This window comes from Desulforhabdus sp. TSK (genome assembly GCF_022836495.1).
Lineage (GTDB): Bacteria > Desulfobacterota > Syntrophobacteria > Syntrophobacterales > Syntrophobacteraceae > Desulforhabdus.
This window is the reverse complement of the sequence record NZ_BQXM01000032.1, coordinates 31,340-53,364: the sequence shown is the minus strand read 5'-3', so window position 1 is coordinate 53,364 and position 22,025 is coordinate 31,340. Positions and strand designations below refer to the sequence as shown.

Below are 22,025 nucleotides of genomic sequence, written 5' to 3'. Positions count from 1 at the left end.
GTTGTGGAGTTTGTGAACGGGGATCCGTGATGGATTCCCGTTTTTTCATGTCGTTTTTTCTTCGAGGACTTTTGATTGATGCGCGTTCGTGAAGATTTAAGGAATCTGGCTATCATTGCACATGTCGATCATGGAAAAACAACCCTTGTGGACGCCATGCTGTGGCAAAGTGGCGTGTTCAGAGACAACGAGCAGGTCGCCGAGCGGGTCATGGACAGCATGGACCTGGAGCGGGAAAAGGGTATCACCATCATGGCCAAGAACACCGCCATTGTCTACAGGGGGACAAAGATCAATATAGTGGATACCCCCGGCCATGCTGATTTTGGCGGGGAGGTTGAACGGACGCTCAACATGGTGGATGGCGTGATGCTCCTCGTGGATGCCACGGAGGGACCGCTTCCCCAGACGCGTTTCGTCCTGGGCAAGGCGCTGGCGCGCAAACTGCCTCCTATTGTTGTCATCAACAAAATCGACCGTCCTGACCGCCGCATCGCTGAAGTACTCGAGGAAATCTACGATCTTTTCATCGATCTGGACGCCACCGAGGAGCAGCTTGATTTTCCCGTGCTGTACACCAATGCCAAAAAAGGCATCGCCCTGAGAGACCCCGAAGGTGAAGGGAAGGACCTGGAGCCCCTGTTTGAAACCATTCTTTCCTCCATCCCGTCGCCTTCGTACGATCCGGAAGCTCCCCTGCAGTTCCTGGTGACCAATCTCCACTACAGCGACTACGTGGGGCGGATTGCCGTGGGGAAGGTGGTCAGCGGTTCCCTGTGCCAGGGACAGGACGTAGCCCTCCTGAAAAAGGGCGAGCCCCCTCAGAAAGCCCATCTCAGCGTCGTTTACACCTACGAGGGACTCAACCGGGTGGAACGGAGCACGATGGACGCCGGGGATATAGCGGCAGTGGCGGGAATTCCCGAGGCGTTCATCGGCGATACTGTCGGGGACCTGCTGGATCCCAGGCCTTTGCCCACCATCACCGTGGAAGAGCCCACCATCGCCATGGATTTTTCCGTCAACACCTCACCCCTGGTGGGAAAGGACGGCAAATTTCTTACCTCGCGACACATCAAGGAGCGCCTCGACAAGGAACTGCTCTACAACGTGAGCATCCGAGTGGAGCAGGCGGAAAACCGGGATTCCTTCAAAGTCAGCGCGCGTGGTGAGCTTCAGTTGGCGGTCATGGTGGAAACCATGCGCCGGGAAGGATTCGAGCTTTCCCTGTCCAAGCCCCGGATCATCACCCGAGAAATCAATGGCGAAGTCTGTGAGCCCCTGGAACTGGCAGTCATCGATCTTCCCGAGGAGCATGTGGGCATCGTGACGGAAATGATGGGGGTGCGGCGTGGACGCATGACCAAGATGGTCAACCACGGGTTTGGCCGAGTGCGGCTGGAATTTGAAATTCCCTCACGGGGGCTCATTGGTTTCCGCAATCAGTTCATGACGGAAACCCGGGGGACCGGTATCCTGAACGCTCTGCTCATCGGCTACACGCCATATGCCGGAAGCATCACCGGCCGTCCCAACGGGGTGCTGGTGTCGGACCGCGCGGGCAGGGCCGTGGCCTATGCCATTTTTCACCTTCAGCCTCGAGGCACCATCTTTGTCAATCCGGGGGACCCGGTTTACCCCGGAATGATCGTCGGGGAAAACTCGCGTGCCGAAGATCTCTGGGTCAACATCACCAAGGAAAAGAAGCTGACCAACATCCGCGCTGCGGGCTCCGATGAAGCGCTGCGCCTCATTCCTCCACGGCAGTTCACCCTGGAGCAGGCCATGGAATACATCAGCGACGATGAATATGTAGAAGTAACACCCGGCTCCCTCCGACTTCGCAAAATCAAGACACGCTCGGACCGTTAGCTGCCGTGAAGGTGTCCGCCTCCCCCTTTGTCAGGAGGGGAGGCGGATTTGGGTGGCGGGGGATGAGCGTTACCGTATCCCCGGCCGTCAGGCGGGAATGCGCTTTTTGCTCCCCACGGAAAGATCATGCAGGGGAATGAGGATATCGGCCATCTCTTTTATTTTCTGAACGCTTTCGCACGCCGCGAAGACATCGGTGTGCACGCCGCATGCGACGGCGGGCGCATTGGGCGGGAAGTTCTCCTGGTTGCAACAGAAGCCCGTGATGACGGCGCGGCCGGCGGAGGTGTTGATGGCCACGGATTGACCGCCGGGGGTATGGCCGGGAGAGAAAATGAGGTCGATGCCATCCATGAAGTGGACGTCGCCCTCTACCTGTTCCACATTCAGTCCATCCAGCAGGTCGGAGTAATATCGGTGGTCGAGGGGATGGGGATGGAGGAAAAATTCATATTCAGCCTTCTGCACGATGATCCGTGCCTGGGGGCATTTGTAGTCGTTTTCGCAGTGGTCGTTGTGTAAGTGGGTGTGGATGATGATGTCGATGTCTTCGGGCTTCAGCCCATGTTTTTCCAGGGCATCCTCGAATTCCAGGACCTCAAAACCGTTTTCCTGACCCACGTAATCCGGAACGACAAACTGCTCCAAACCGGTGTCCACTAAAATCTTCTCATCTCCGCCGTCCACGAGAAAAGAGTAGATGGGAATCCAGATCCTTTTCCCATAACCCCGCAGATAAGTCATGATGCCCTGGTCCGTTTCGTTGGCTCCGATCACCATCGGATAAATCACGTATTCCTTCATGGCAACCTCATTTCTGTGTGTTCACAAGTCAGGATCGTTTTAAAAAAGATCCCCTGTCAACCATCATTCCAATAAAACAGTCTTTTTTGATTATATATCACGGGAAGGAAGCGTATTCCAGTCGTCCCTCTTGAAGATCTCTCTTTCCGGGTGTGGGTTGACAGAACGGTAAAGATACGTTTATATTTTGCACAATAGATACAGTTACTTGTTATTTTAGGCTTGAATTCATTCATAAATTTTCATGTAAAAAGCTGCTGTTTGAAGGTCTTCCCATCAGGGCGATCTAAATTTTAACCCTTTGAATTTAATCCCAATATGCTGCCAGGCCTTTCTCGAGGAACGCCGAAGGAGAGGCCCTGTTCCGGTTGCCGCATTTCAATTTTTCAGTGCAGTTTGTCTTCGAGTGGGTTTTTCAGCACGAATAATCTTTGCCAACCTTGACCAATCGCAGGGAGGGGTCGGACAGCTCGAGGCGAAAGGCGGCTGATGACTCTGGTGTCCCCTCCCATGGGTGCGGAAGGGTTCCGCGGGTCCATGGAGCTTCCCCTCGGTGTAGCTTTGGGAGCCGCCGGCGAGACCGGATGACAGCGACAGAAACGAAAGGAAGGGTGACCGCTCATGGTTGATCCGTTTGCTGTGAAAGACTGTGCGCTCATCTCCATCGCAACGGGTAAAGAAGCCCAGAACCTGCGCGAGTTGAGTGATCGCCTGGAAACCATCCATTCAGGTTGTATTTATTATCATTTCTGGGGAGGGATGCTGCGCCCCAGCTTCGATGAGCCCGAATATCAGAATGACTTTGCCGCATGGGCCTGGCGGAGCCTCCATGATTCGCGCCTGGCAGAGAGGCTGGCCATCATTGACCCAAACTATTACAAGGATATCGAAGAGTTGCGCAGGGAGCTCATGGATGTCATCGAGGAAAGGCTTGCCGAGAGCGAATTCGTGCCATGGGCCCGTTCGGGACAGCGTTTCAAGTTCATTCGCTCCCAGATTGTCGTGTTCGACACCGGCATACGCATCGAGCATCCCGGTGAGCTTCGAGATCGGATTCCCAAGATGTCCCTTGGAAGCATTTTCTATCATTTCATCGATGCGAGGCGGCGGACAAAGGATGGGAAAAACGATTTCGTGCAATGGTTTCTCAGCTTCAACCGGGGGATTTATGACGATCTCATCAAGCGCATCAACAGCATCGATCCCTACTTCACGACTTTGTCGGCGCTGAGGAACGAGCTCCATGCGGTATTCGAAATGTGTCCTATGGAAGGGTGATGGTCATGGCCAATTTACTGGAAAGTTATGCTCAAATCATTGGAAATGAAGTTGTGGACCACCTCCGGCAGCTTGCGGAGCCCCTGAAGGGCATGAATGTCGTCCATGTGAATTCGACCCGGGAGGGGGGAGGGGTGGCGGAAATCCTGAGCTGGTTGATTCCTCTCAAGAGGGAATTGGGGATCAACGCTGAGTGGGAGGTCATCACGGGCGAGAAAGAGTTTTACCAGTGCACGAAAAGTTTTCACAACGCCCTTCAGGGGGATCGCGTGGAAATCCCTCCCGCCCTTTTGAAGGCCTACGAAAAAACCAACGAGGAAAATGCTGAACGAATGCGTCGTCAACTGGAGGATGCCGATTTCGTCTTTATCCATGATCCTCAGCCGGCGCCTCTCATGAAGCTCTGTCCCCATCGGAAGGGGAAATGGGTGTGGCGTTGCCACATCGATTTGAGCCGTCCCTATCGAACCGTCTGGAAGTACCTGCGGGATTTCGTGGTGGGCTATGATGCCAGCATCTGGTCCCTGGCGGATTTTGCCCAGCCGCTTCCGCACCCTCTCTATCTCATCGCACCCAGCATCGATCCGTTGAGCCAGAAAAACAGGGATCTCTTTCCCGGGGAAGTCCATGCAGTCTTCGACCGGTGGGGGTTGGATCCGGATGTGCCGTTGATCACTCAGGTTTCCCGCTTTGACCGTTTTAAGGACCCGTTGGGAGTCATCCATGCCTACCGTCACATCAAGGAGTTCACCAATGTGCAGCTGGTATTGGCGGGAGGCGGTGCCACGGACGATCCCGAGGGTGAGGAGGTCTTGAAGGAGGTAAGACTCGCGGCCGGGGACGATCCCGACATCCATATTCTCCTGCTGCCCTCGGATGCTCACCGGGAAATCAATGCGCTGCAGCGGGCTTCCACCATTTGCCTGCAAAAATCCACCAAGGAGGGTTTCGGCCTTACGGTGACGGAAGCCATGTGGAAAGGAAAGCCCGTCATCGGCGGCGACACCGGGGGCATTCGGTTGCAGGTTGTCAATCACCATACCGGATTTCTTGTAAATACTCCTGAAGGGGCAGCCCTTCGAGTGCGTTACCTTCTGAAGAACCGGGACAAATTGGACGAAATGGGGCGGAAAGCCAAAGACCTGGTCCTCAACAACTTCCTCGTGACACGTCATCTGCGCGAATACCTGACGCTCATTTTTGCCACCATGCATGAGAGCGTCGAGAGAATCGAGGTGTGATGACTGACAGCACTGAAGGAACAATGCAGATCGAGAATGTCCCGGATTTCTGGGGGCGCTTGTCTGCCTCCAGGACGCGATTTCTCGGGCTGGATTACGATGGGACCCTGGCTCCTTTTCATGAGGACCCCATGCAGGCGAAGCCCCTCCCCGGAGTTTTGGAGCTTCTGCGGACTCTCGCGGGGGAAAGCGAGACCAGCCTGGCCATTGTTTCGGGAAGACCCGTTGCTGAGGTGTCGGAACTGCTGAAGAACCTCCCGGTGACCCTCGTGGGCAGCCATGGGTTTGAACTGCAGCGCCCCGAGGGAAAGATCCAGCTCGTCGGGCACCTTTCAGACGAGCAGAGGGAGGGGCTCGGGAAGGCAAAGGGTCGGGCTTTGGAACGCGGGTATGGGCCAAAGCTGGAGTATAAGATGGCGTCCATTGCTCTCCACACGAGGGGTTTGGACCCTCGGTTGGCTTCCGCCATGGAAGAGACCATGTATGCTGAATGGTCCGTACTGGCCGGGCCGCATGGATTGGAATGCCGTCGGTTCAATGGCGGAGTCGAGATCCGCTGCGCCGGGTGGCACAAGGGGGATGCGGTATCGGAACTGCTGCAGCTCGAGCCCTCAGGGGTTTTTCCGGTCTATGTGGGCGACGATGAAACGGATGAGGACGTCTTCCGGATGATCCGGGAGCGGGGAGTCGGCATAAAGGTCGGCCGGTCTTCTTACCCCACCGCTGCTGGAGGATTCCTGGAAGACTGTCGGGCGGTCAGGAAATTCCTGCAAGCGTGGATTTCCATAACCTCTAACATCAGGAGATGATGACGTATGGAAACAACCAGACTTGCGGTGGTTTCGAACCGACTCGCCATTGTCGTGGAAAAAGGGAGCGCTGGGGAGTGGTTGATCAAATCGGGGTCGGGTGGCCTTGTGACGGCCCTGGGACCCGTCTTGAGAGACCGGGGTGGCCTCTGGATCGGCTGGCTGGGATCCAATCTACTGGAATCTCTGGATGATCAGGCCCTGGAAACGCTTCTTGCCGAGGGCTCCCGGGAGACGGGCTATTCCCTCAAGCCCGTCGAACTGACAGAAGAAGAGATTCAGAAGTACTATTTCGGCTTCTCCAACGAAATCCTCTGGCCTCTCTTTCACGATTTGCCCTCACGATGCAATTTTGACCCCGCCTATTGGGAGGTTTACGAGAGGGTCAATGAAAAATTTGCCGGGAAGATTGCCGAAAATACGGGGGAAGAAGAAGATTATGTGTGGGTTCACGACTATCAATTGATCCTGGTGGCGGATCAACTGAAGAAGATGGGAGTAAATCGGCATACCGGCTTTTTCCTCCACATTCCTTTTCCCCCTCTGGATGGCTTCATCCGCCTGCCCTGGCGCTTCCAGATCCTGGAAGCAATGCTCCAGTACGACCTCGTGGGGTTTCAGACGGTGCGCGACCGGCGGAATTTCCTGGATTGTGTACGCATGCTGATTCCCGATTCCAAGGTGATTGGCCACGGCCAGGTGGCGAGGTGCTTGACCCCCAGGAGGGAAGTGCTGGTGGGGACTTTTCCCATAAGCATCGATTTCAGGCAGTTTGCCGAGATTGCCGGGACCCGGGAAGTGGAGGACCTGGCGTGGATCATCCATGCCAATCTTCCCGATCGGCAGTTGATCCTCGGGGTGGACCGCCTGGATTACACGAAGGGAATTCCTCATCGATTGCACGCTTTTGCCAATGCCCTGGAGCGCTACCCGGACTTGAGAAAGCACATCACTTTGGTTCAGGTGGTCGTGCCCAGCCGCGAAGACGTCCCGGAATATGACGCTCTCAAGCGTGAGATTGAGAGGCTGGTGGGCGAAATCAACGGGCGATTTACGGAGGTGGGGTGGACTCCCATCCACTATATCTATCGCTCTCTCAGTCGAGTGGAATTGCTGGCGTACTATCGTACCTGTGAAATTGCCCTCGTTACCCCTCTAAAAGATGGAATGAACCTGGTGGCCAAAGAATACTGTGCCAGCAGCATCGAAAACAACGGTGTATTGATTCTGAGTGAATTTGCCGGGGCGGCCGCTCAGCTTCAGAACGGGGCGCTGCTGGTCAACCCCTATGACATCAAAGGGGTTGCCGACGCCATTCATGAGGCATTCCTCATGGACCCGGAGACACGCCACGCCAGGATGGAGAAGATGAGGCGATCCATCCAGCGAAACGACATTTTTCATTGGGTCAACGCATTCCTGCGCGCGGGTATCGCCAAGAATTTGAGTCAGTTCCCCAGGCTTGAGCTCTTTCTGCCCAAGCCCTCTCCGAAAACAGAACAGCAAAAATCCCCCCAATGAACCCTTTGGGCCGCCATTCGTCTCAGGCTTTGGCATGTCCGGCACGGGAGCAGAGGTGCGCCGGTCGTCCGGCTGCCCCGGGCGAGGGTGCTTCGGGCCTGGGAACGGACGGTCAGGGGAAACAGGATTGCAGCGCCTCCATGAGAGCGGATATGTGCTTCCCCAGGTGCTGTTTCAGGAAAGGAGCCTCCTCCGCTTCCACCATGCTGTCTTCCAGGACGGCCTCTCCCAGGGAAAGCCATTCCCGTGTCGTGAATTGATGCATGAAAGAGAGCACCTCTTCGGGGGGAGGCAGGGACGCTTCATGCCGGGCCTTGCGTGCCCATGACTCTGCAAAACCTGCGATGATTCCTTGCAGGCTTTGGGGAGACGCCCAGGCGAGCTCTCCCGTTCCCTCCAGGCGGTCCAGCCGCATGCGGAGGGTGAGGTTGAAGAAAAAGTGACAGAGAGCGAGCCACCTTTCATCGGGATCCGGTCCGGGTGACATGAGGGCGCGGTAGTCTCGAGCCGTGATGAGCTTCAGTTGGATGCCGTCGGGATTTTGCCTGAGGATAAAGTCTCCCGCTGCGTGATGCCATGGGTAGATCTGCCGGAAGGAATGGGGGTCGAGATAGTCCGTGAGGATCGCCGATGCCTGACGATAGAGCGCGTGCATGTCGGAAGCATTGAGGAGGGTGTCCCCCTTTTCCAGTCCCCAGACTTTGATGACGGGGAATTCTTCCCGGGGGTCCCCGGCCAGGTGAAATTCATGGTATCCCTCGAACCACTCCGCCACAAAAAGAGTCAAGGTTCGCTCCGATCCGTCCTCCGCCGCGTAGAGGGCTTCACCCTCGCAATAGACGCGTGGGAGGTGAGGCCGGCTGAAATGTTCGTGGAGCATTGTCAGGAGCTGAACTTCTGTTGCGAGAAATGCCTGCTGCTCCGGGGACACGGCGACATTCAAAGCGAAGGAGGCCGTTTCACCCGGCAGGTGCATGAGAAGGTGGACGACATGGTAGAGTGCTCCATGTTTTTCACTGATGATGTCCAGGCGCTCTATTTCCTTCCATGAAACCGGTCGTCCCATGTGCCGGCACAGGCAGTGGGTGACGATGCTGCAGGTATTCTGGGACAGGAATCGGGCGATGGCCTGAAGGTATGGCCCATAGGAGAGGGCGGCGCCGCGGGAGTCAGCCCCCTGGGGGAGGTGCAGGCGTCCGCGTTCGGGGGTGAGGGGCAATGGTCCTGAAGGAGTGCTCACAAACAGCTGGATGGGAAGACTGCTTTGCATCACAGGAAACCTCATAGACAAAGGGGTTGATGGCAGAAGACATGCTGATGCGTTCACCGATGAGGGTAAGGAATGTGCCTTGGCCACTCAGGATGCATTCGGTGATTCAAAAAACATGAGCTTACCATTATGAGCTCAAAAATGGTACTGTGGCTTCATGCATTCCGCCCGTCTCAATCGCACCCGGTATTCTGCCGATTCCCCTGCGCTTGTCACAGATGGAGCGTGTGTATATAGTGCAATCGTTCGGGGAATTCCCCGAGGAGCAGCAGTTTGTTGAGAATGTGATGATTCGGAGGAAGAATCGTTTTGGACTCCATAAACCGTGTTCTATTGGATCGCATTCAGCGATCTTTTCCTTTGTCTGCAAGGCCTTATGATGTCCTGTCCGAAGGGTTGGGAATCGATGGGGAGGAAGTCCGTCGGCGTATCCATGCGTTGAAGGAACGGAATCTGCTGCGGCAGATCAGCGCCATTTTCAATACCGGGGCTTTGGGATACCGGAGCAGCCTGGTGGCCATGTCCGTGCCGGAAGGCGAGGTCGAGCGAGCGGGCTCCGTGGTCAATCTTTATCCAGGAGTCAGCCACAATTACCTGCGCCCCGGAAATTACAACATGTGGTTTACCATTGCAGTCCCACCCGGACAATCTCTGGAAAAAACAGTGGAAGAGCTCGCGGAGAGGGCGGGCGGATGGCCGACGTTGATATTGCCGGCCTTGAAGAAATACAAGCTCGCTGTCGTCCTGGATGTCCTGGAAGAAGGGGAAGCAGGGGAGGAATCGTCGGGAGCGCCGGTGGTGGAGGCTTTGGCGCCGTTCCAGCCCACGGAGGACAATGTCCGGGTGGTGCGCTGCATCCAGGAAGATCTGCCCCTGGTGGACAATCCCTTTGAAGTTTGGGCTAATTCCCTGGGCATAACGGAAGCGGACCTCTTGAAGCTGATTTCCCAATGGGTGAGCTATGGATTCATCCGCCGATTTGCAGCCGTTTTGAACCATCGTCAGGTAGGATTCAGTGCCAATGGCATGGTGGTCTGGAGCTGTCCCCCGGAGCGTCTCGACGGGTGTGGAAAGGTGCTCTCCTCCCATGCCGAAGTGAGCCATTGTTACTGCAGACCGTCTTATCCCGAATGGCCTTACAATCTCTACGCCATGGTTCATGCACGCAGGGAGGAAGAGTGTCACAGCATTGCGGAGAAGCTGGGAGACGCCATCGGGTTGAAGGATTACCGGATACTTTTCAGCACGAGAGAATTCAAGAAAATCCGGTTGAAGCTGTTCTGGTCGTGATCCTCATGAAGCGAACGTCAATCTTCCGGTCCTTCAGAAAAAAGAGCGAAGCCAATGAGTGATGCCCATGAGTATGAAGTGAAGAAAAAAGCGATTTTCGATGCCATGTCCAAGAAGGGACAGGAGCGCATCCTGCGCATTGGGTATGAGAATTGGGAGCCCTTCCAGGAGCCCAAAGATCCCCGGGAACGCATTTTCAGCAACGCCTCATTGAGGGCCAATGCTCTGGTGAAAGAATTTTATCAGTCCCCTCATGGGAAGGAGGAATCCGTCTCGATGCACAGAGAGCTCTTTGAATTGTGTCGGGGGGTTTTGGATGGCGAGATACGATCCAAAACGATTTTTGATTTTTGCTGCTGGCTGAAGGATAAGAAGCCCCTCTGATTCAATGTGGATCCTTCATCCCGACGCATCCCGGACCTTCCCGCTGTCGGTGGGGGATGCGTCGGAAAAGGGTTACTGCAAAGACATCGCCTCGGTTGTCTCCTGGTCCTCACCGTGCTCGCAGGGCCGCACATATTCCAGCTCCTCCTTGAGGGCCGGCCTCACGTGCACGACTTTCACGCGATAGTACAAATCCTTTCCCGCCAAAGGGTGGTTGAAATCGAGCACCACGCCTTCCTCTGATTTCTCCTTGACAAAATATCCGTATTGAGCCTGGGTTTCGGGATTCGTTGCCACGACCCATTTCCCCACCTGAAGCGAGCGGCCCTGGGGATATTCCTCGAAGGTTTTGCGATGGACCTGCCGGGGATCGTGCTCTCCAAAGGCTTCGCGGGCAGGGATGACAAACTCCGTTTCGTCACCCTGGGCATGCCCCAGGAGTCGTTTTTCCAGGGACGGCATGATCTGGTCGTAGCCGGCGATGAAATTGAGGGACACGGGGACTCCTTCTCCCTTGACGTAGGATCCGTCTTCCAAGCGCACGCTGTATTCTATGACGACAAAGATATCCTTCGTGATTTCCATCCTTACACCCCGTTCGATGAAGAGATTCCCATGCAAACGCCCCCGCTACCCGACATTCCGCCATTCGGCTTCCGCTGCGCTGTCGATGGGATAACCCAGAGCCCTGGCCTTCTCGTAATGCTCGCGAGCCTTTTTCATGTCCCCGGTCAGACGATAGGCGACAGCCAGGTTGTAGTGCGCCGGTGCGAACTGGTCGTTCATCTTCAATATCTTGAGGGAAGCTTCAATGCTCTCCTGCGGTTGGTCGGCCTGGATGTATGCCACCGCCAGGTTATTGTAGGCCTGGAAGTTGTCCGGAGTGATCTCCAGGGCGGAAAGACTGGAGGCAATGGCGTTTTCGGTGTCGCCCTTCTGGAGATAGGCGAACCCGACATTGCTGTGGGCGATGGCCATTTTGGGATTCAGAGCGATGGCCCTGGAGTTGGCCTCGATGCACTGGTCCAGGTCGCCCTTCTGGTAATAGAGGCCGCCCATGTTGACATGGGCTTCCACGAGATTGGGATCATGCTCCAGGGCCTGTTTGAATTCAGAGATGGCTTCATCCAACTGGCCCTTCTGGGAATAGGCCAAGCCGAGATTGTAATGCATGGTGGCCGAAGTCGGCTCAAAAAACAGCCTCTCCTTCAAAAACTTGATGTAGAGGTTCAGCTTCATTTCCGCTTCACTGGGATGTGCCATGATCTCTTTACTCTCTCCTCAATTTGTAATATACGATCTGAATGATCTCGTCAGAAGTGCATCGTTTCCGTCTGCCTGAAACCGGGGAGCATTGCCGTGCATTTCTCCGGAAGGGGGTGTGCCGCTTGACAAGGGCTGAGGTTGAAAGCGCTCCCCTCTGGCTTCGCCGGATGTCTCCAGAGCGCCTCGATGGAATGCATACCGGTTGTATGCATGTGAATCCTTTCCAATTCGAAGGACATAGATGCTCCTGAAAATCCCGGCGACAGGGGTACTTAACAACAAGAACGGGGAGTGTCAAGCCCTGTTCTCCTTCCTGCCGAGGGGCGCCGGGGCTTTTCACGGCAGGGTGTTGTGTCCGTCTTCCGGAGGACTTTTTTATTGACAAAGCGCATGGAGCGAGCTAATCATCCAAAGTGAATCTATTCACTTTCCTATAAGTACGAGGGCTGACAGGATGATCCTATTCTGTTGTTTTTCTACATGCATTCGGATTCCTTACAGGAGGACAGTATGAGCGAGGATGCAAAAAGTCGTATCATGGAGTTTGTGAAAACACAGAAAAAGAGCAAGCTGTATTTCAACGACCTGTGCAAGGCCGTGCCTGAAATCAAGATGATGCAGGCCAAGAAGATCGTCAACGAGCTTGTCAACGAAGGTCAGTTGAAGTATTGGTCCAGCGGCAGCACCACCATGTATATGCTTCCGAGTGAAGGGGATGTGGATAAAGAAGAAAAAGGCATGAACTGATCGGCCTTCCCCCGCTTTCATTTCCTTGAATTTATTCTGGATAATACATGCATTCATTCCAAGCCGGAAGGTCTGGCAACGATTCAATGGAGCGAAGAGGTTATTTTTGCCCATGAGAAGGAGGTGACTGGGAAAGGGTTTGAGAATTCTTCATCAGGAAGAGATGGGTGAATACCGTGGAACCTAAAGAGAAATTGGCCTATGGAGGTAAATCGAATGGCGCTGAAGCATGCAACTCCTTTGATCGATGAACTTGAAAAAGGGCCTTGGCCGAGCTTCGTCTCTGACGTAAAGAGAATGGCTCCCAAGAACCCCATGTGTGAAGACTGGCTGGGCGTGATGGAACTGTCCTACAAGGAAAAAGAGGGACACTGGAAGCACGGCGGTATCGTGGGTGTGCTCGGCTACGGCGGAGGCATCATCGGCCGTTATTGTGACCGTCCCGACCTGTTCCCCGCCATCGCTCACTTCCACACCGTCCGTATCAACCAGCCTGCGAGCAAGTACTACACCACCGAAGTTCTTCGCAAGCTCTGCGACCTTTGGGAGCCTCGTGGAAGCGGTCTCACCAATATGCATGGGTCCACCGGTGATATCGTTCTTCTAGGAACGACGACGGATAACCTGGAGCCCCTTTTCTATGAGCTGACGCACGAACTGGGAATGGATTTGGGCGGCTCCGGCTCCAACATGAGAACCCCTGAAGGCTGCTTGGGCATGTCTCGTTGTGAATGGGCCTGTATCAATACGCAGGACATCATTTACGACCTGACCATGGAATACCAGGATGCTCTCCATCGTCCCATGTTCCCGTATAAGTTCAAATTCAAATCCTCCGGTTGCCCCTGCGACTGTGTGGCCGCTATCGCCCGCTCCGACTGCTCCATCATCGGAACCTGGCGTGACAAGATCCGCATCGATCAGGAATCCGTTCGCGCTTATGCTGCGGGCGAATTGACTCCTCATGCCGGTGCCGGCGGAACGGAAAAACGTAAATTCGATATCAATGCGGAAGTCATCAACCTCTGCCCCACCAAGTGCATGGAATGGGACGGCAAGAACCTCAAAATCTGGGATGAAGACTGCACGCGCTGCATGCACTGCATCCGTGTAATGCCCCGTGCTCTGAGACCGGGTGTGGATACCGGCGCTACGATCCTTGTCGGCGCGAAGGCCCCGATCCTGGAAGGCGCTCAGATGTCGAGCGTGGTGATTCCTTTCATCAAGATGGAACCGCCCTACGAAGAGTTCAAGGAATTTGTTGAAAAGATGTGGGATTGGTGGATGGAAAACGGCAAGAACCGTGAGCGCCTGGGTGAGACGATCCAGCGCTTGACCCTCCGTGAGTTCCTGAAGGCGACCGACCTGACGCCCGATCCACGCATGGTCAACACGCCGCGCTTCAACCCGTATATTTTCTACGATCCAGCAGAAGTCCCCGGTGGATGGGAACACGACGCAGCTGCTTTCCGTCAACGCCATCAAGCTTAGGAGGTAAATACAAATGGCCTTTGATCCCAACAATCTTATGCAAGATCGTATTACTGATATCGGTCCTCCGAAGTATGACAAATTCTTCCCCCCCATCGTCAAAGACAACTTTGGGAAGTGGAAGTATCATGAAATCCTGGAACCGGGTGTGTTGGTTCACGTGTCCGAAACTGGCGCTGAGCTCTACACGGTCCGTATTGGCGCAGCCCGTCTGATCAGTATCGACCTGATCCGCGAAGTGTGTGACCTGGCGGACAAATATTGCGGCGGTTACCTGCGTTGGACCACCCGCAACAACATCGAGTTCCTGGTCAGCGACAAATCCAAGCTGCAGCCTCTCATCGACGATCTCCGCAGCCGTGGAAACTGGTTCCCCATCGGCGGGACCGGAAACAGCATCACCAATATCGTACACACCCAGGGCTGGGCCCACTGCCACACACCCGCCATCGATGCTTCCGGCGTGGTGAAGGCTGTCATGGATGAGCTGTTCGAGTATTTCGGTTCCCACAAGCTGCCTGCCCAGGTGCGCATCGCTCTGGCCTGCTGCCTGAACATGTGCGGCGCCGTACACTGCTCCGACATCGCCATCCTGGGCGTTCACCGCAAACCGCCTTTCATCGAGCATGACCGCGTACAGAACGTATGCGAAATTCCTCTGGTTGTTGCAGCATGCCCGACGGCCGCCATCAAGCCCAAGAAAGTCGGCGAGCTGAAGAGCATTGAAATCAACAACAACCGCTGCATGTTCTGCGGCAACTGCTACACCATGTGCCCCGCCCTGCCCCTGGCCGACGGCGAAGGCGATGGTATTGCCCTGTGGGTGGGTGGAAAGGTTTCCAACGTTCTCTCTACCCCCATGTTCTCGAAGCTGGCTGTTCCTTACATTCCCAACGAACCGCCCCGCTGGCCGGCCACGGTCAACACCATCAAGAAGATCGTCGAAGAATATGCCGCCGGCGGCCGTCGCTACGAGCGCGTGGGCGATTGGATCAACCGCATCGGTTGGGAGCGCTTCTTCGAGAAAACAGGTCTGCAGTTCCAGCATGAGCACATCGATGACTATCGGTTGGCCATGATGACCTGGAGAACCACCACGCAGTTCAAGTTCTAAATCATCATGTGGGCGCCGTGAGTGATTCCGGTCTCTTGCGGCGCCTTTTGCAAGAGAGTGATGGTAATGTTATTTCAAAAACCGCGGTTAGTGATTGCTGCGCTGCGTGGGGGCTCCGGAAAAACTGTTGTTTCCATGGGGCTTGCAGCGGCATGGCGACGTGATCTCGGTTTGAAGGTCGTCCCCTTCAAAAAGGGGCCCGACTACATTGATGCGGGTTGGCTGGCCGCCGCGGCCTGTCAGCCCTGCTACAATCTGGATCCCTTCCTCATGGATCCGGAAGCGATGCTTCGCTCTTTCGTCAACCGATCCCAGAAAGGAGACGGAAGCCTCATCGAAGGTAATCGGGGCTTGTACGACGGAGTGGATGTGCAGGGGAGTTTCTCCACTGCTGAGCTGGCCAAGCTGTTTCGAGCTCCAGTGATTCTTGTGTTGGATGCCACAAAGGTGACGCGGACGGCGGCGGCTCTGGTCCTCGGATGTCAGCACCTGGACCCCGATGTTCACATTGCGGGGGTCATTTTGAACCAGGTGGCCGGAAAACGGCATGAAACGGTGCTGCGAGGAGCTATCGAGCGCTATTGCGGAATCCCGGTGATGGGGGTTCTCCCCAAGGAAAAAAGAAATTTCTTTCCTGAACGTCACTTGGGACTTGTCCCGCCTCAGGAATCGAAAAATGTTCTGGAATCCCTGGAATTCGTGGCCTCCAAAGTTGGAAGTTGTGTCGATCTCAAGGGCCTGTGGCAAATTGCTGAAGGAGCGGGACCTATCGGCTGGTCGGCCCAATTGCAGCGAACTGCAGAGAGGCCGGAGATACAAGCGCCTGTCGTCATCGGTGTTGTGAGGGACAGTGCGTTCCAGTTTTATTATCCTGAAAACCTTGAAGCCCTGCGTGAGCAGGGTGCACAATTGTTGGAGATCTCGAGCTTTGAAGGGTCTCCCCTACCCGCGGTAGATGCACTCTATATCGGAGGAGGGTTTCCTGAAACGCATCTGGAAGTTCTGGCCGGCAACACACCTTTCAGAGATTCCTTGAAAAGGGAAATCGAGGCCGGCTTACCCGTTTATGCAGAATGCGGCGGCCTGATGTTCTTATGCCGAAAAATCATGCGCCAGGAAAAAACCTTTCCCATGATCGGGGTATTTCCCTATGATGTGGTTCTCGAGGAAAGGCCTCAGGGACACGGCTACACCGTGTTGGAGTGCTTGAACGAAAACCCTTATTTTGCCAAAGGAACCTGCCTCAAAGGGCATGAATTCCACTACTCAAGGATCATCGGTCCCAAGCCGTCATTTCCTTTTGTTTTTCGAGTGAAAAAGGGACATGGAATAGTAGCGGGCTGGGATGGAATGTGCTATAAGAACGCCTTGGCATGTTATTCTCACATTCACTCCGTCGGAAATGAGCATTGGGCGAAAGCGATGGTGCAGGCTGCTCAATGTCATCGTAAGGAGAGGATAGGCGAGCTGTTGGCCCAGAAGGCCGATTCGGAACGAAGTATGTCTGGAACCCATGAATATTTAACCGTATTCTAAAAGGAGAGATTGTCCATGGCAACAGTTGAATTCAAAGGCAAATCGTTTGACGTTGATGAAGACGGCTTCATCAGCAGCTTCGATCAGTGGAATCCCGAGTGGGTAGAGTATGTGAAGGCTTCCGAAGGTATTTCAGAGCTTACCGAAGAGCACTGGAAAGTCATCCATGTGCTTCAGGATTACTACCGGAAGCATGGCATCGCCCCCATGGTCCGCATTCTCACCAAGGTAACCGGTTACAAGCTCAAATACATCTATGAGCTGTTCCCGTCGGGACCGGGCAAGGGAGCCTGTAAAATGGCCGGCCTGCCCAAACCTACCGGTTGCGTCTAAGCAAAATATCCTCAAGGCTCCATGTCGGCGTCCGCCTGCATGGAGCCTCCATGGTGTTTTTGCCCTCCGTCTATTTCTTGGTGGTCCGAGTGACTCAGTGGCCCTGATGGATCATAAATCCTCATGCTCTTCTCTGTGAAATCATGCAACCACTCCTCATCCTGCAGCGATTGTAAGGTGATGCGACGGGATGTATTATAGTGCTTGACATGATGAAACGAAGGGGTTACAGAGACAGGGCCTGAAAATGAAGCCTGGGACCGGGATTCCCCTGTCCCCACCTGTGCTCGCAGGGGCACGTGGTGAGTGTTACCACTTTACGTGATCCGTGGAGGATGAAATGTTTAAAGTTACTGTCGATAAAGACAAGTGCGTTGGCGATGGCGAATGCGTAGATGTTTGTCCCGTTGATGTATATGAACTGGTGGACGGAAAAGCCGAGCCCGTGAACGAAGACGAATGCCTGGGCTGTGAGAGCTGTGTCGAAGTTTGCGAGCAGAATGCCATCACGGTGGAAGAAGTCTAAGATCCGTTCCAACGCATCCATGCTTTTACATAAGCCATCTGGGAAACCGGGTGGCTTATTGCATTTTGCAGGCTTTCATGCAGATCGGCGGCCTGGGCAATGCTGTTGACTTTGCCAACTTTCGTCGGGAGAGGGCAAAAAAATACCCGACAGCCTGTCCGGCTATCGGGATAGTGACTTATGCCATCACGGAAATGATGGGTTGATGGCGGCGTTACTTCTGTGCAGGATGGCAGCCCGTGCATGTGACTGGGGCTTTGGTGTCGGGTTTGTCTTTTTTCAGCTTCTGATGGCAGCCAACACAGTTTTCGTGGAAGGCAAGCTTCAGGTTCAGCTTTTGCTGTTCTGGCGGCAGCTTCTTTTCTCCCTGGATGGTGGGCTCATTGTGACACGCTTCGCATTTTTGAACCGGGTCGCCTTCTTTCCAGACGTTCTTGCCGTTTTCAAACTTGTGGTGACAATCGGTGCAGGCGATTTTGTGTTCCTCGACGTGCTTCTTGTGGGTAAATTCTACCGGTGCTTTGGTGTGACTGGTCCAAAGGCCCGCCTTGATGGTGATGACATCCGCCGCTTTGGTTGCAGCCTGGTCCGCAGCTCCAACCATGAATGCTGCAACCAGCACCAGAAAGGCAGCGATGCAGCCGCAGGCAAAAGATTTCTTGAATTTCATGACTTCTCCTCTCCTTCCTCGCTCAAGTTAGATTTCCTCCCCTTGTGAAACCTTTATTTGTTCATTATATTATTTTAGTGAAGTAATTCGCATAGTGTCAAGCAGTTATTTTGGTGAGTATCTTTAGACAACCGGGAGCTGTAGAACCCATATAGATACCTCTCGATGAGGGAAAGCGCATGCAGTTTCAACGTCTTCTTTTTCATAATTTCAATGGACAGAAGTTGTCGGCGCGGCTCGATCTGCCGGCCGGGCAAAAACCGATAGCATTTGCCATATTTGCCCACTGTTTCACTTGTACGAAAAACCTCAACGCGATTCTCCACATCAACAGGGCTCTCACTCAAGAGGGGATCGCTGTTCTCAGGTTCGACTTCACCGGATTGGGCGACAGCGAAGGAGATTTTTCAGAAACAACCTTCTCTTCGAATGTTTCAGATCTTGTGGCCGCCGCTGAGTTTCTGGAAGCGAAGTTTGATGCCCCTAAGCTCCTCATCGGTCATTCTCTGGGAGGGGCTGCCGTCTTGCAGGCGGCATCGGGAATCCCCTCCATACGCGCAGTGGCCACCATTGCAGCTCCTGCCGATCTGTCGCACCTCACCGGCCTGTTGGGAAGCTCCACGGGGCAGATCCTTCAGGAAGGTGAGGCCCAAATCCAGCTGGCCGGAAGAAGCTTCAGCATCAAGAAACAATTCCTGGACGACCTGGAAGATACTCACATGAAGGCCGTCATCGGCGCCATGAAGAAACCCCTGCTGGTCGTCCATTCGGTTGCCGACAGAGTGGTGAGCGTGGAGAACGCGCTCCAGATTTTTGAATGTGCTGCACAGCCCAAGAGCTTCATCTCACTGGAAGATGCCGACCATCTCCTTTCGACCCGGGAAGATTCCCTCTATGTGGGGGCTGTCATGGCTGCGTGGGCCGGGAAATACCTGGGGATACCATTGGAAAGCGCGCGCGGCAGGGACCTGACGGACAATCGTGTTGTCGTGCGTACAGGGAAGACCGGGTATCAAACGGAGATCACGGCGGGACCTCACCGACTCATTGCCGATGAGCCCATTGCCGTGGGCGGAGCCGACACAGGGCCCAGTCCTTACGACTATCTGGTCGCTGCGCTGGGAGCCTGTACGTCCATGACTCTGCGGATGTATGCCGATCGCAAAAACCTTCCCCTGGATGCCGTCGTTGTACGCCTCAGGCATGAAAAAGTGCATGCCGACGATTGCCGGGATTGTGAAAGCCGCAGTCAAAAAATCGATGCCATCGATCGTGAGATTGAGCTGATCGGGCACCTGGAGGAGGCTGAGCGTGCGAGGCTGCTGCAAATGGCCGATCGATGCCCGGTGCACCGCACGCTCCACTCTGAAATCCGTGTGAATACCCGACTGAAAGCCGATGAAGGAATGAAGTAGGCCGTCAGGAGAGCTTCAGGATCGCTGATCGAGCTCAGAGTGCAACAAAATGGAGACAGCCTTCAAATATGGCTTGAAAGGATTTGCTCAGAGATTTATTTTGCCTGAGTTTAAACAGGGGAATCTGTCCCCTGCGGTTCTGAACTGCCTATAAGTCGATGAGTGAAGAAATCGGATGTAGAAACCAGACGTTTTCGTTCATGCAACCATCTCTTCTCCCATCAGGAAAGACGAGCCAAGTGGCTGCGGAAGGCTGTGGGACGAAGGTCTATCGTAAGGCAGTATTTTTCAAGCCCATGCGGGGTACGGTAACAACAAGCATGGTGTTTACATTTCGACTATTGAGAAGGGGAAAAGAGCCTATGAAGCTTCCATTGGAAATCAGCTCTAAAAATGTTCATCTCTCCGATGAAATGGAAGAGCTTATCCGCGAGAAAGCCGCGAAACTCGACAACATTTATGACCAGATCATCGGGTGCCGGATCATGGTGGACATTCCTCACCGTAGCCAGAGGAGTGGGATGCATTATAACGTCCGGATCGACATTACCCTCCCTGGAGGGGAAATTGTTGTGAAAAGAGAGCCGGATGAGGACCTTTATTCGGCCATCTCCAATTCCTTCGATGTAGCCCAGCGTCGCCTGAAAGACCATGCCGGGAAGCAGCGTGGAGAGGTCAAATTCCACGAAGAGAGGCCCGTGGCCCGCATCAGCAAGTTGTTCCATGAGGAAGGCTACGGCTTTCTCCAGACTCCCGAAGGAAGGGAAGTGTATTTCCATGAAAACGCCCTCATCACGGGGCGTTTCAAGGACCTCGAAATCGGGACCCCCGTCAATTATGTCGAACAGGCCGGTGAGAAGGGCCCGCAGGCGAGCTCGGTCTACCTGGCATAGTCCGGCAGAAGGGGGGCTCCTCCGGCCTGTAGTTCTGTGGGAGGAAGCCCAGAGCTTTGTTCGTGATGAGAAAAGGCGGTCAGGCGCCTGGGGGTTTGTTGCAGCAACAGGAGGATGTGATCAGGAAGATCCGTCCTCCTTTTTGTTGTTACCACCCTGTTGCGCCGGCCTTGCCGCTTTTACGTCTTTTCTCAAGGGCCGACACGATCCCCTGGTTTTTTCCATTTCGTAGCGCCATTTGAGGTTCATGCGGCGGGTATAATGAGAAGGACCTGCAGAAAGGAAACGGCTTCCATGTTGGAGCTCTACAACACCATGACCCGTAAACAAGAAGTCTTCACGCCCAGGATCGATGGAGAAGTGAAGATGTTTACATGTGGTCCTTCCATCTATGGCAGGCCGCATGTGGGGAATTATCGCAGTTTTCTGTGGGAGGATGTGCTTCAGCGGTATCTCGTTCACCTGGGATACACGGTGCAACGCGTGCTCAATTTTACGGATGTGGAAGACAAGGCCATCGACGAGGCGGAAAAAAACAATGTGTCCATTGAAGCCCTGACGGCCAGCAATGCAGAGCAGTTCTTTGCGGATGCCCAGGAGCTGAGAATCGATCTGCCCCGGTCCATTCCACGCTCGTCCACTTCGGTGCCCCAGGCCGTGAAGCTCATCCAACTGCTCCTTGAAAAGGGAATTGCCTACTGGCATGAGGGGGACGTGTTTTTTGATCCTCTTAAATTCAAAGATTTCGGTAAGCTGTTTCGACTCGACATGAGTCGCTGGCCCCGGGAAAAGAAGAGATTCAAGAAGGATACCTATCCCGGGCGACGCTGGAATTTGGGCGATTTCATCCTCTGGCACGGCTATAAGCGAGGCGATAAGGTCTATTGGGAGACGGATATCGGCCGGGGCAGACCCTCCTGGAACATCCAGGACCCTGCCATGATCACGGAAAGCCTGGGATACAGCATCGACATCAGCTGCGGCGGCATCGACAATCTCTACCGCCATCATGACTACAACATCGCCGTCATTGAAGCGGTGTCGGGGGAGGAATTCGCGCGCTACTGGGTGCACGGCGAGCATCTGCTGGTGGACGGCAGGAAGATGTCCAAGAGCGTGGGAAATATCCTTTACCCCGAAGATCTCTTGAAGGATGGATTCGGTCCCCGGTACCTCCGGTTCTACCTGCTGTACGGACATCACAGGAAGCCGTTGAATTTGACCCCCAAGCACCTGGAGGAGGCCAGTCGAAAGGTTGACCTCCTGAACGCCATGGTGGCCCGCCTGCTATCCAGCGATGCCGACATGAAAGGAAAGCCTTCGGGTCCTGAAGATGACGAGGTCGATGCAGCGATCGATCGCTTGATCCCTGATTTTGAAAGGCATATGAATGACGATTTGAACGTCAAAGGGGCATTTGACGCCGTATTTGAAGACCTCTCGGCCTTGAGTGGCCTGAAAGAATCCGGGCGTGTGAATCCGGCCGCAGTCCGCAGAGTCGAAGAGAAGCTTCGTACCATGGATGCGGTGTTTCAGTTTTTGATGCGGTAGTCTCGCAGGAAAAA

At 54.5% G+C, this 22,025-nt stretch carries 21 protein-coding genes; 16 read left to right on the top strand and 5 right to left on the bottom strand.

The genetic code is table 11. From position 1 onward, the window contains the following. The first annotated feature begins 78 nt into the window (after positions 1-78). On the top strand, positions 79-1,872 hold the full coding sequence (gene typA / locus MWC30_RS16750) for a translational GTPase TypA (RefSeq protein ID WP_244085349.1): 1,794 nt from the start codon (positions 79-81) through the stop codon (positions 1,870-1,872). Between the two features lie 87 nt (positions 1,873-1,959). On the opposite strand, the gene MWC30_RS16745 is transcribed toward typA, so the two are convergent. After that, a complete protein-coding gene (locus MWC30_RS16745) occupies positions 1,960-2,676 on the bottom strand; it encodes an N-acyl homoserine lactonase family protein (RefSeq protein WP_244085348.1) in 717 nt (238 codons plus the stop codon). Positions 2,677-3,297: 621 nt separating this feature from the next. Here MWC30_RS16745 and MWC30_RS16740 point away from each other — a divergent pair. Genes MWC30_RS16740 through MWC30_RS16725 form a run of 4 tightly spaced genes read left to right on the top strand, consistent with a single transcriptional unit; the run spans position 3,298 to position 7,525 of the window. Continuing rightward, on the top strand, positions 3,298-3,954 hold the full coding sequence (locus MWC30_RS16740; protein ID WP_244085347.1) for a DUF5752 family protein: 657 nt from the start codon (positions 3,298-3,300) through the stop codon (positions 3,952-3,954). Between the two features lie 5 nt (positions 3,955-3,959). Next, on the top strand, positions 3,960-5,195 hold the full coding sequence (locus MWC30_RS16735; protein WP_244085346.1) for a glycosyltransferase: 1,236 nt from the start codon (positions 3,960-3,962) through the stop codon (positions 5,193-5,195). Next, positions 5,195-6,004 carry a trehalose-phosphatase gene (gene otsB / locus MWC30_RS16730; RefSeq protein ID WP_244085345.1) on the top strand — a complete coding sequence of 270 codons (810 nt, stop codon included), beginning with the start codon at positions 5,195-5,197 and terminating at the stop codon, positions 6,002-6,004. Before MWC30_RS16735 ends, otsB begins: the two co-directional genes overlap by 1 nt. A 6-nt stretch (positions 6,005-6,010) precedes the next feature. Next, positions 6,011-7,525 carry a trehalose-6-phosphate synthase gene (locus MWC30_RS16725; RefSeq protein ID WP_244085344.1) on the top strand — a complete coding sequence of 505 codons (1,515 nt, stop codon included), beginning with the start codon at positions 6,011-6,013 and terminating at the stop codon, positions 7,523-7,525. Positions 7,526-7,637: 112 nt separating this feature from the next. On the opposite strand, the gene MWC30_RS16720 is transcribed toward MWC30_RS16725, so the two are convergent. Then, positions 7,638-8,795: a hypothetical protein gene (locus MWC30_RS16720; RefSeq protein ID WP_244085343.1), complete on the bottom strand. Its 1,158-nt coding sequence runs from the start codon at positions 8,793-8,795 to the stop codon at positions 7,638-7,640. Positions 8,796-9,104: 309 nt separating this feature from the next. Between MWC30_RS16720 and MWC30_RS16715 the strand changes: the two genes are divergently transcribed. Then, positions 9,105-10,085 carry a hypothetical protein gene (locus MWC30_RS16715; RefSeq protein WP_244085342.1) on the top strand — a complete coding sequence of 327 codons (981 nt, stop codon included), beginning with the start codon at positions 9,105-9,107 and terminating at the stop codon, positions 10,083-10,085. A 54-nt stretch (positions 10,086-10,139) separates the two neighbouring features. Beyond that, the gene (locus MWC30_RS16710) at positions 10,140-10,469 is read left to right on the top strand and encodes a hypothetical protein (protein ID WP_244085341.1); all 330 of its coding nucleotides are present in this window, start codon (positions 10,140-10,142) and stop codon (positions 10,467-10,469) included. Between the two features lie 72 nt (positions 10,470-10,541). Here the strand turns inward: MWC30_RS16710 and MWC30_RS16705 are convergent, their stop codons facing one another. Further along, on the bottom strand, positions 10,542-11,054 hold the full coding sequence (locus MWC30_RS16705) for a peptidylprolyl isomerase (protein WP_244085340.1): 513 nt from the start codon (positions 11,052-11,054) through the stop codon (positions 10,542-10,544). A gap of 45 nt (positions 11,055-11,099) precedes the next feature. After that, the gene (locus tag MWC30_RS16700) at positions 11,100-11,732 is read right to left on the bottom strand and encodes a tetratricopeptide repeat protein (protein WP_244085339.1); all 633 of its coding nucleotides are present in this window, start codon (positions 11,730-11,732) and stop codon (positions 11,100-11,102) included. A gap of 513 nt (positions 11,733-12,245) precedes the next feature. Here MWC30_RS16700 and MWC30_RS16695 point away from each other — a divergent pair. From MWC30_RS16695 to MWC30_RS16670, 6 genes are all read left to right on the top strand, one after another. Then, positions 12,246-12,482, top strand: coding sequence for a dissimilatory sulfite reductase D family protein (locus MWC30_RS16695; protein WP_244085338.1), 237 nt, complete (start codon positions 12,246-12,248; stop codon positions 12,480-12,482). 216 nt (positions 12,483-12,698) lie between these two features. Next, a complete protein-coding gene (gene dsrA, locus MWC30_RS16690; RefSeq protein WP_244085337.1) occupies positions 12,699-13,973 on the top strand; it encodes a dissimilatory-type sulfite reductase subunit alpha in 1,275 nt (424 codons plus the stop codon). Between the two features lie 13 nt (positions 13,974-13,986). Next, the gene (gene dsrB, locus MWC30_RS16685; protein ID WP_244085336.1) at positions 13,987-15,087 is read left to right on the top strand and encodes a dissimilatory-type sulfite reductase subunit beta; all 1,101 of its coding nucleotides are present in this window, start codon (positions 13,987-13,989) and stop codon (positions 15,085-15,087) included. Positions 15,088-15,153: 66 nt separating this feature from the next. After that, entirely contained in the window at positions 15,154-16,623 is a 1,470-nt protein-coding gene (locus tag MWC30_RS16680; protein ID WP_244085335.1) for a cobyrinate a,c-diamide synthase, read from the top strand. 15 nt (positions 16,624-16,638) lie between these two features. After that, complete coding sequence (locus tag MWC30_RS16675; RefSeq protein WP_244085334.1) at positions 16,639-16,956, top strand: TusE/DsrC/DsvC family sulfur relay protein; 318 nt, start codon at positions 16,639-16,641, stop codon at positions 16,954-16,956. Between the two features lie 340 nt (positions 16,957-17,296). Then, entirely contained in the window at positions 17,297-17,482 is a 186-nt protein-coding gene (locus MWC30_RS16670; protein ID WP_244085333.1) for a ferredoxin, read from the top strand. A 214-nt stretch (positions 17,483-17,696) separates the two neighbouring features. On the opposite strand, the gene MWC30_RS16665 is transcribed toward MWC30_RS16670, so the two are convergent. Then, positions 17,697-18,152 carry a cytochrome c3 family protein gene (locus MWC30_RS16665; protein WP_244085332.1) on the bottom strand — a complete coding sequence of 152 codons (456 nt, stop codon included), beginning with the start codon at positions 18,150-18,152 and terminating at the stop codon, positions 17,697-17,699. A 179-nt stretch (positions 18,153-18,331) separates the two neighbouring features. On the opposite strand from MWC30_RS16665, the gene MWC30_RS16660 reads away from it, so the two are divergent. From MWC30_RS16660 to MWC30_RS16650, 3 genes are all read left to right on the top strand, one after another. After that, on the top strand, positions 18,332-19,567 hold the full coding sequence (locus tag MWC30_RS16660; RefSeq protein ID WP_244085331.1) for an alpha/beta fold hydrolase: 1,236 nt from the start codon (positions 18,332-18,334) through the stop codon (positions 19,565-19,567). A 362-nt stretch (positions 19,568-19,929) separates the two neighbouring features. Further along, on the top strand, positions 19,930-20,460 hold the full coding sequence (locus MWC30_RS16655) for an HPF/RaiA family ribosome-associated protein (RefSeq protein WP_244085330.1): 531 nt from the start codon (positions 19,930-19,932) through the stop codon (positions 20,458-20,460). A gap of 294 nt (positions 20,461-20,754) precedes the next feature. Continuing rightward, complete coding sequence (locus tag MWC30_RS16650; RefSeq protein WP_244085329.1) at positions 20,755-22,011, top strand: class I tRNA ligase family protein; 1,257 nt, start codon at positions 20,755-20,757, stop codon at positions 22,009-22,011. The last annotated feature ends 14 nt before the right edge of the window (positions 22,012-22,025 follow it).

Bases quoted from the DNA above. Each gene is read 5' to 3' on its own strand.
- MWC30_RS16680 (WP_244085335.1), top strand. From the start codon at position 15,154: ATGTTATTTCAAAAACCGCGGTTAGTGATTGCTGCGCTGCGTGGGGGC.
- dsrA (WP_244085337.1), top strand. From the start codon at position 12,699: ATGGCGCTGAAGCATGCAACTCCTTTGATCGATGAACTTGAAAAAGGG.
- MWC30_RS16720 (WP_244085343.1), bottom strand. From the start codon at position 8,795: ATGCAAAGCAGTCTTCCCATCCAGCTGTTTGTGAGCACTCCTTCAGGA.
- MWC30_RS16695 (WP_244085338.1), top strand. From the start codon at position 12,246: ATGAGCGAGGATGCAAAAAGTCGTATCATGGAGTTTGTGAAAACACAG.
- dsrB (WP_244085336.1), top strand. From the start codon at position 13,987: ATGGCCTTTGATCCCAACAATCTTATGCAAGATCGTATTACTGATATC.
- MWC30_RS16675 (WP_244085334.1), top strand. From the start codon at position 16,639: ATGGCAACAGTTGAATTCAAAGGCAAATCGTTTGACGTTGATGAAGAC.
- MWC30_RS16665 (WP_244085332.1), bottom strand. From the start codon at position 18,152: ATGAAATTCAAGAAATCTTTTGCCTGCGGCTGCATCGCTGCCTTTCTG.
- MWC30_RS16705 (WP_244085340.1), bottom strand. From the start codon at position 11,054: ATGGAAATCACGAAGGATATCTTTGTCGTCATAGAATACAGCGTGCGC.
- MWC30_RS16745 (WP_244085348.1), bottom strand. From the start codon at position 2,676: ATGAAGGAATACGTGATTTATCCGATGGTGATCGGAGCCAACGAAACG.
- MWC30_RS16670 (WP_244085333.1), top strand. From the start codon at position 17,297: ATGTTTAAAGTTACTGTCGATAAAGACAAGTGCGTTGGCGATGGCGAA.
- MWC30_RS16735 (WP_244085346.1), top strand. From the start codon at position 3,960: ATGGCCAATTTACTGGAAAGTTATGCTCAAATCATTGGAAATGAAGTT.
- MWC30_RS16740 (WP_244085347.1), top strand. From the start codon at position 3,298: ATGGTTGATCCGTTTGCTGTGAAAGACTGTGCGCTCATCTCCATCGCA.
- MWC30_RS16710 (WP_244085341.1), top strand. From the start codon at position 10,140: ATGAGTGATGCCCATGAGTATGAAGTGAAGAAAAAAGCGATTTTCGAT.
- MWC30_RS16655 (WP_244085330.1), top strand. From the start codon at position 19,930: ATGAAGCTTCCATTGGAAATCAGCTCTAAAAATGTTCATCTCTCCGAT.
- MWC30_RS16725 (WP_244085344.1), top strand. From the start codon at position 6,011: ATGGAAACAACCAGACTTGCGGTGGTTTCGAACCGACTCGCCATTGTC.
- typA (WP_244085349.1), top strand. From the start codon at position 79: ATGCGCGTTCGTGAAGATTTAAGGAATCTGGCTATCATTGCACATGTC.
- otsB (WP_244085345.1), top strand. From the start codon at position 5,195: ATGACTGACAGCACTGAAGGAACAATGCAGATCGAGAATGTCCCGGAT.
- MWC30_RS16660 (WP_244085331.1), top strand. From the start codon at position 18,332: ATGCAGTTTCAACGTCTTCTTTTTCATAATTTCAATGGACAGAAGTTG.
- MWC30_RS16650 (WP_244085329.1), top strand. From the start codon at position 20,755: ATGTTGGAGCTCTACAACACCATGACCCGTAAACAAGAAGTCTTCACG.
- MWC30_RS16700 (WP_244085339.1), bottom strand. From the start codon at position 11,732: ATGGCACATCCCAGTGAAGCGGAAATGAAGCTGAACCTCTACATCAAG.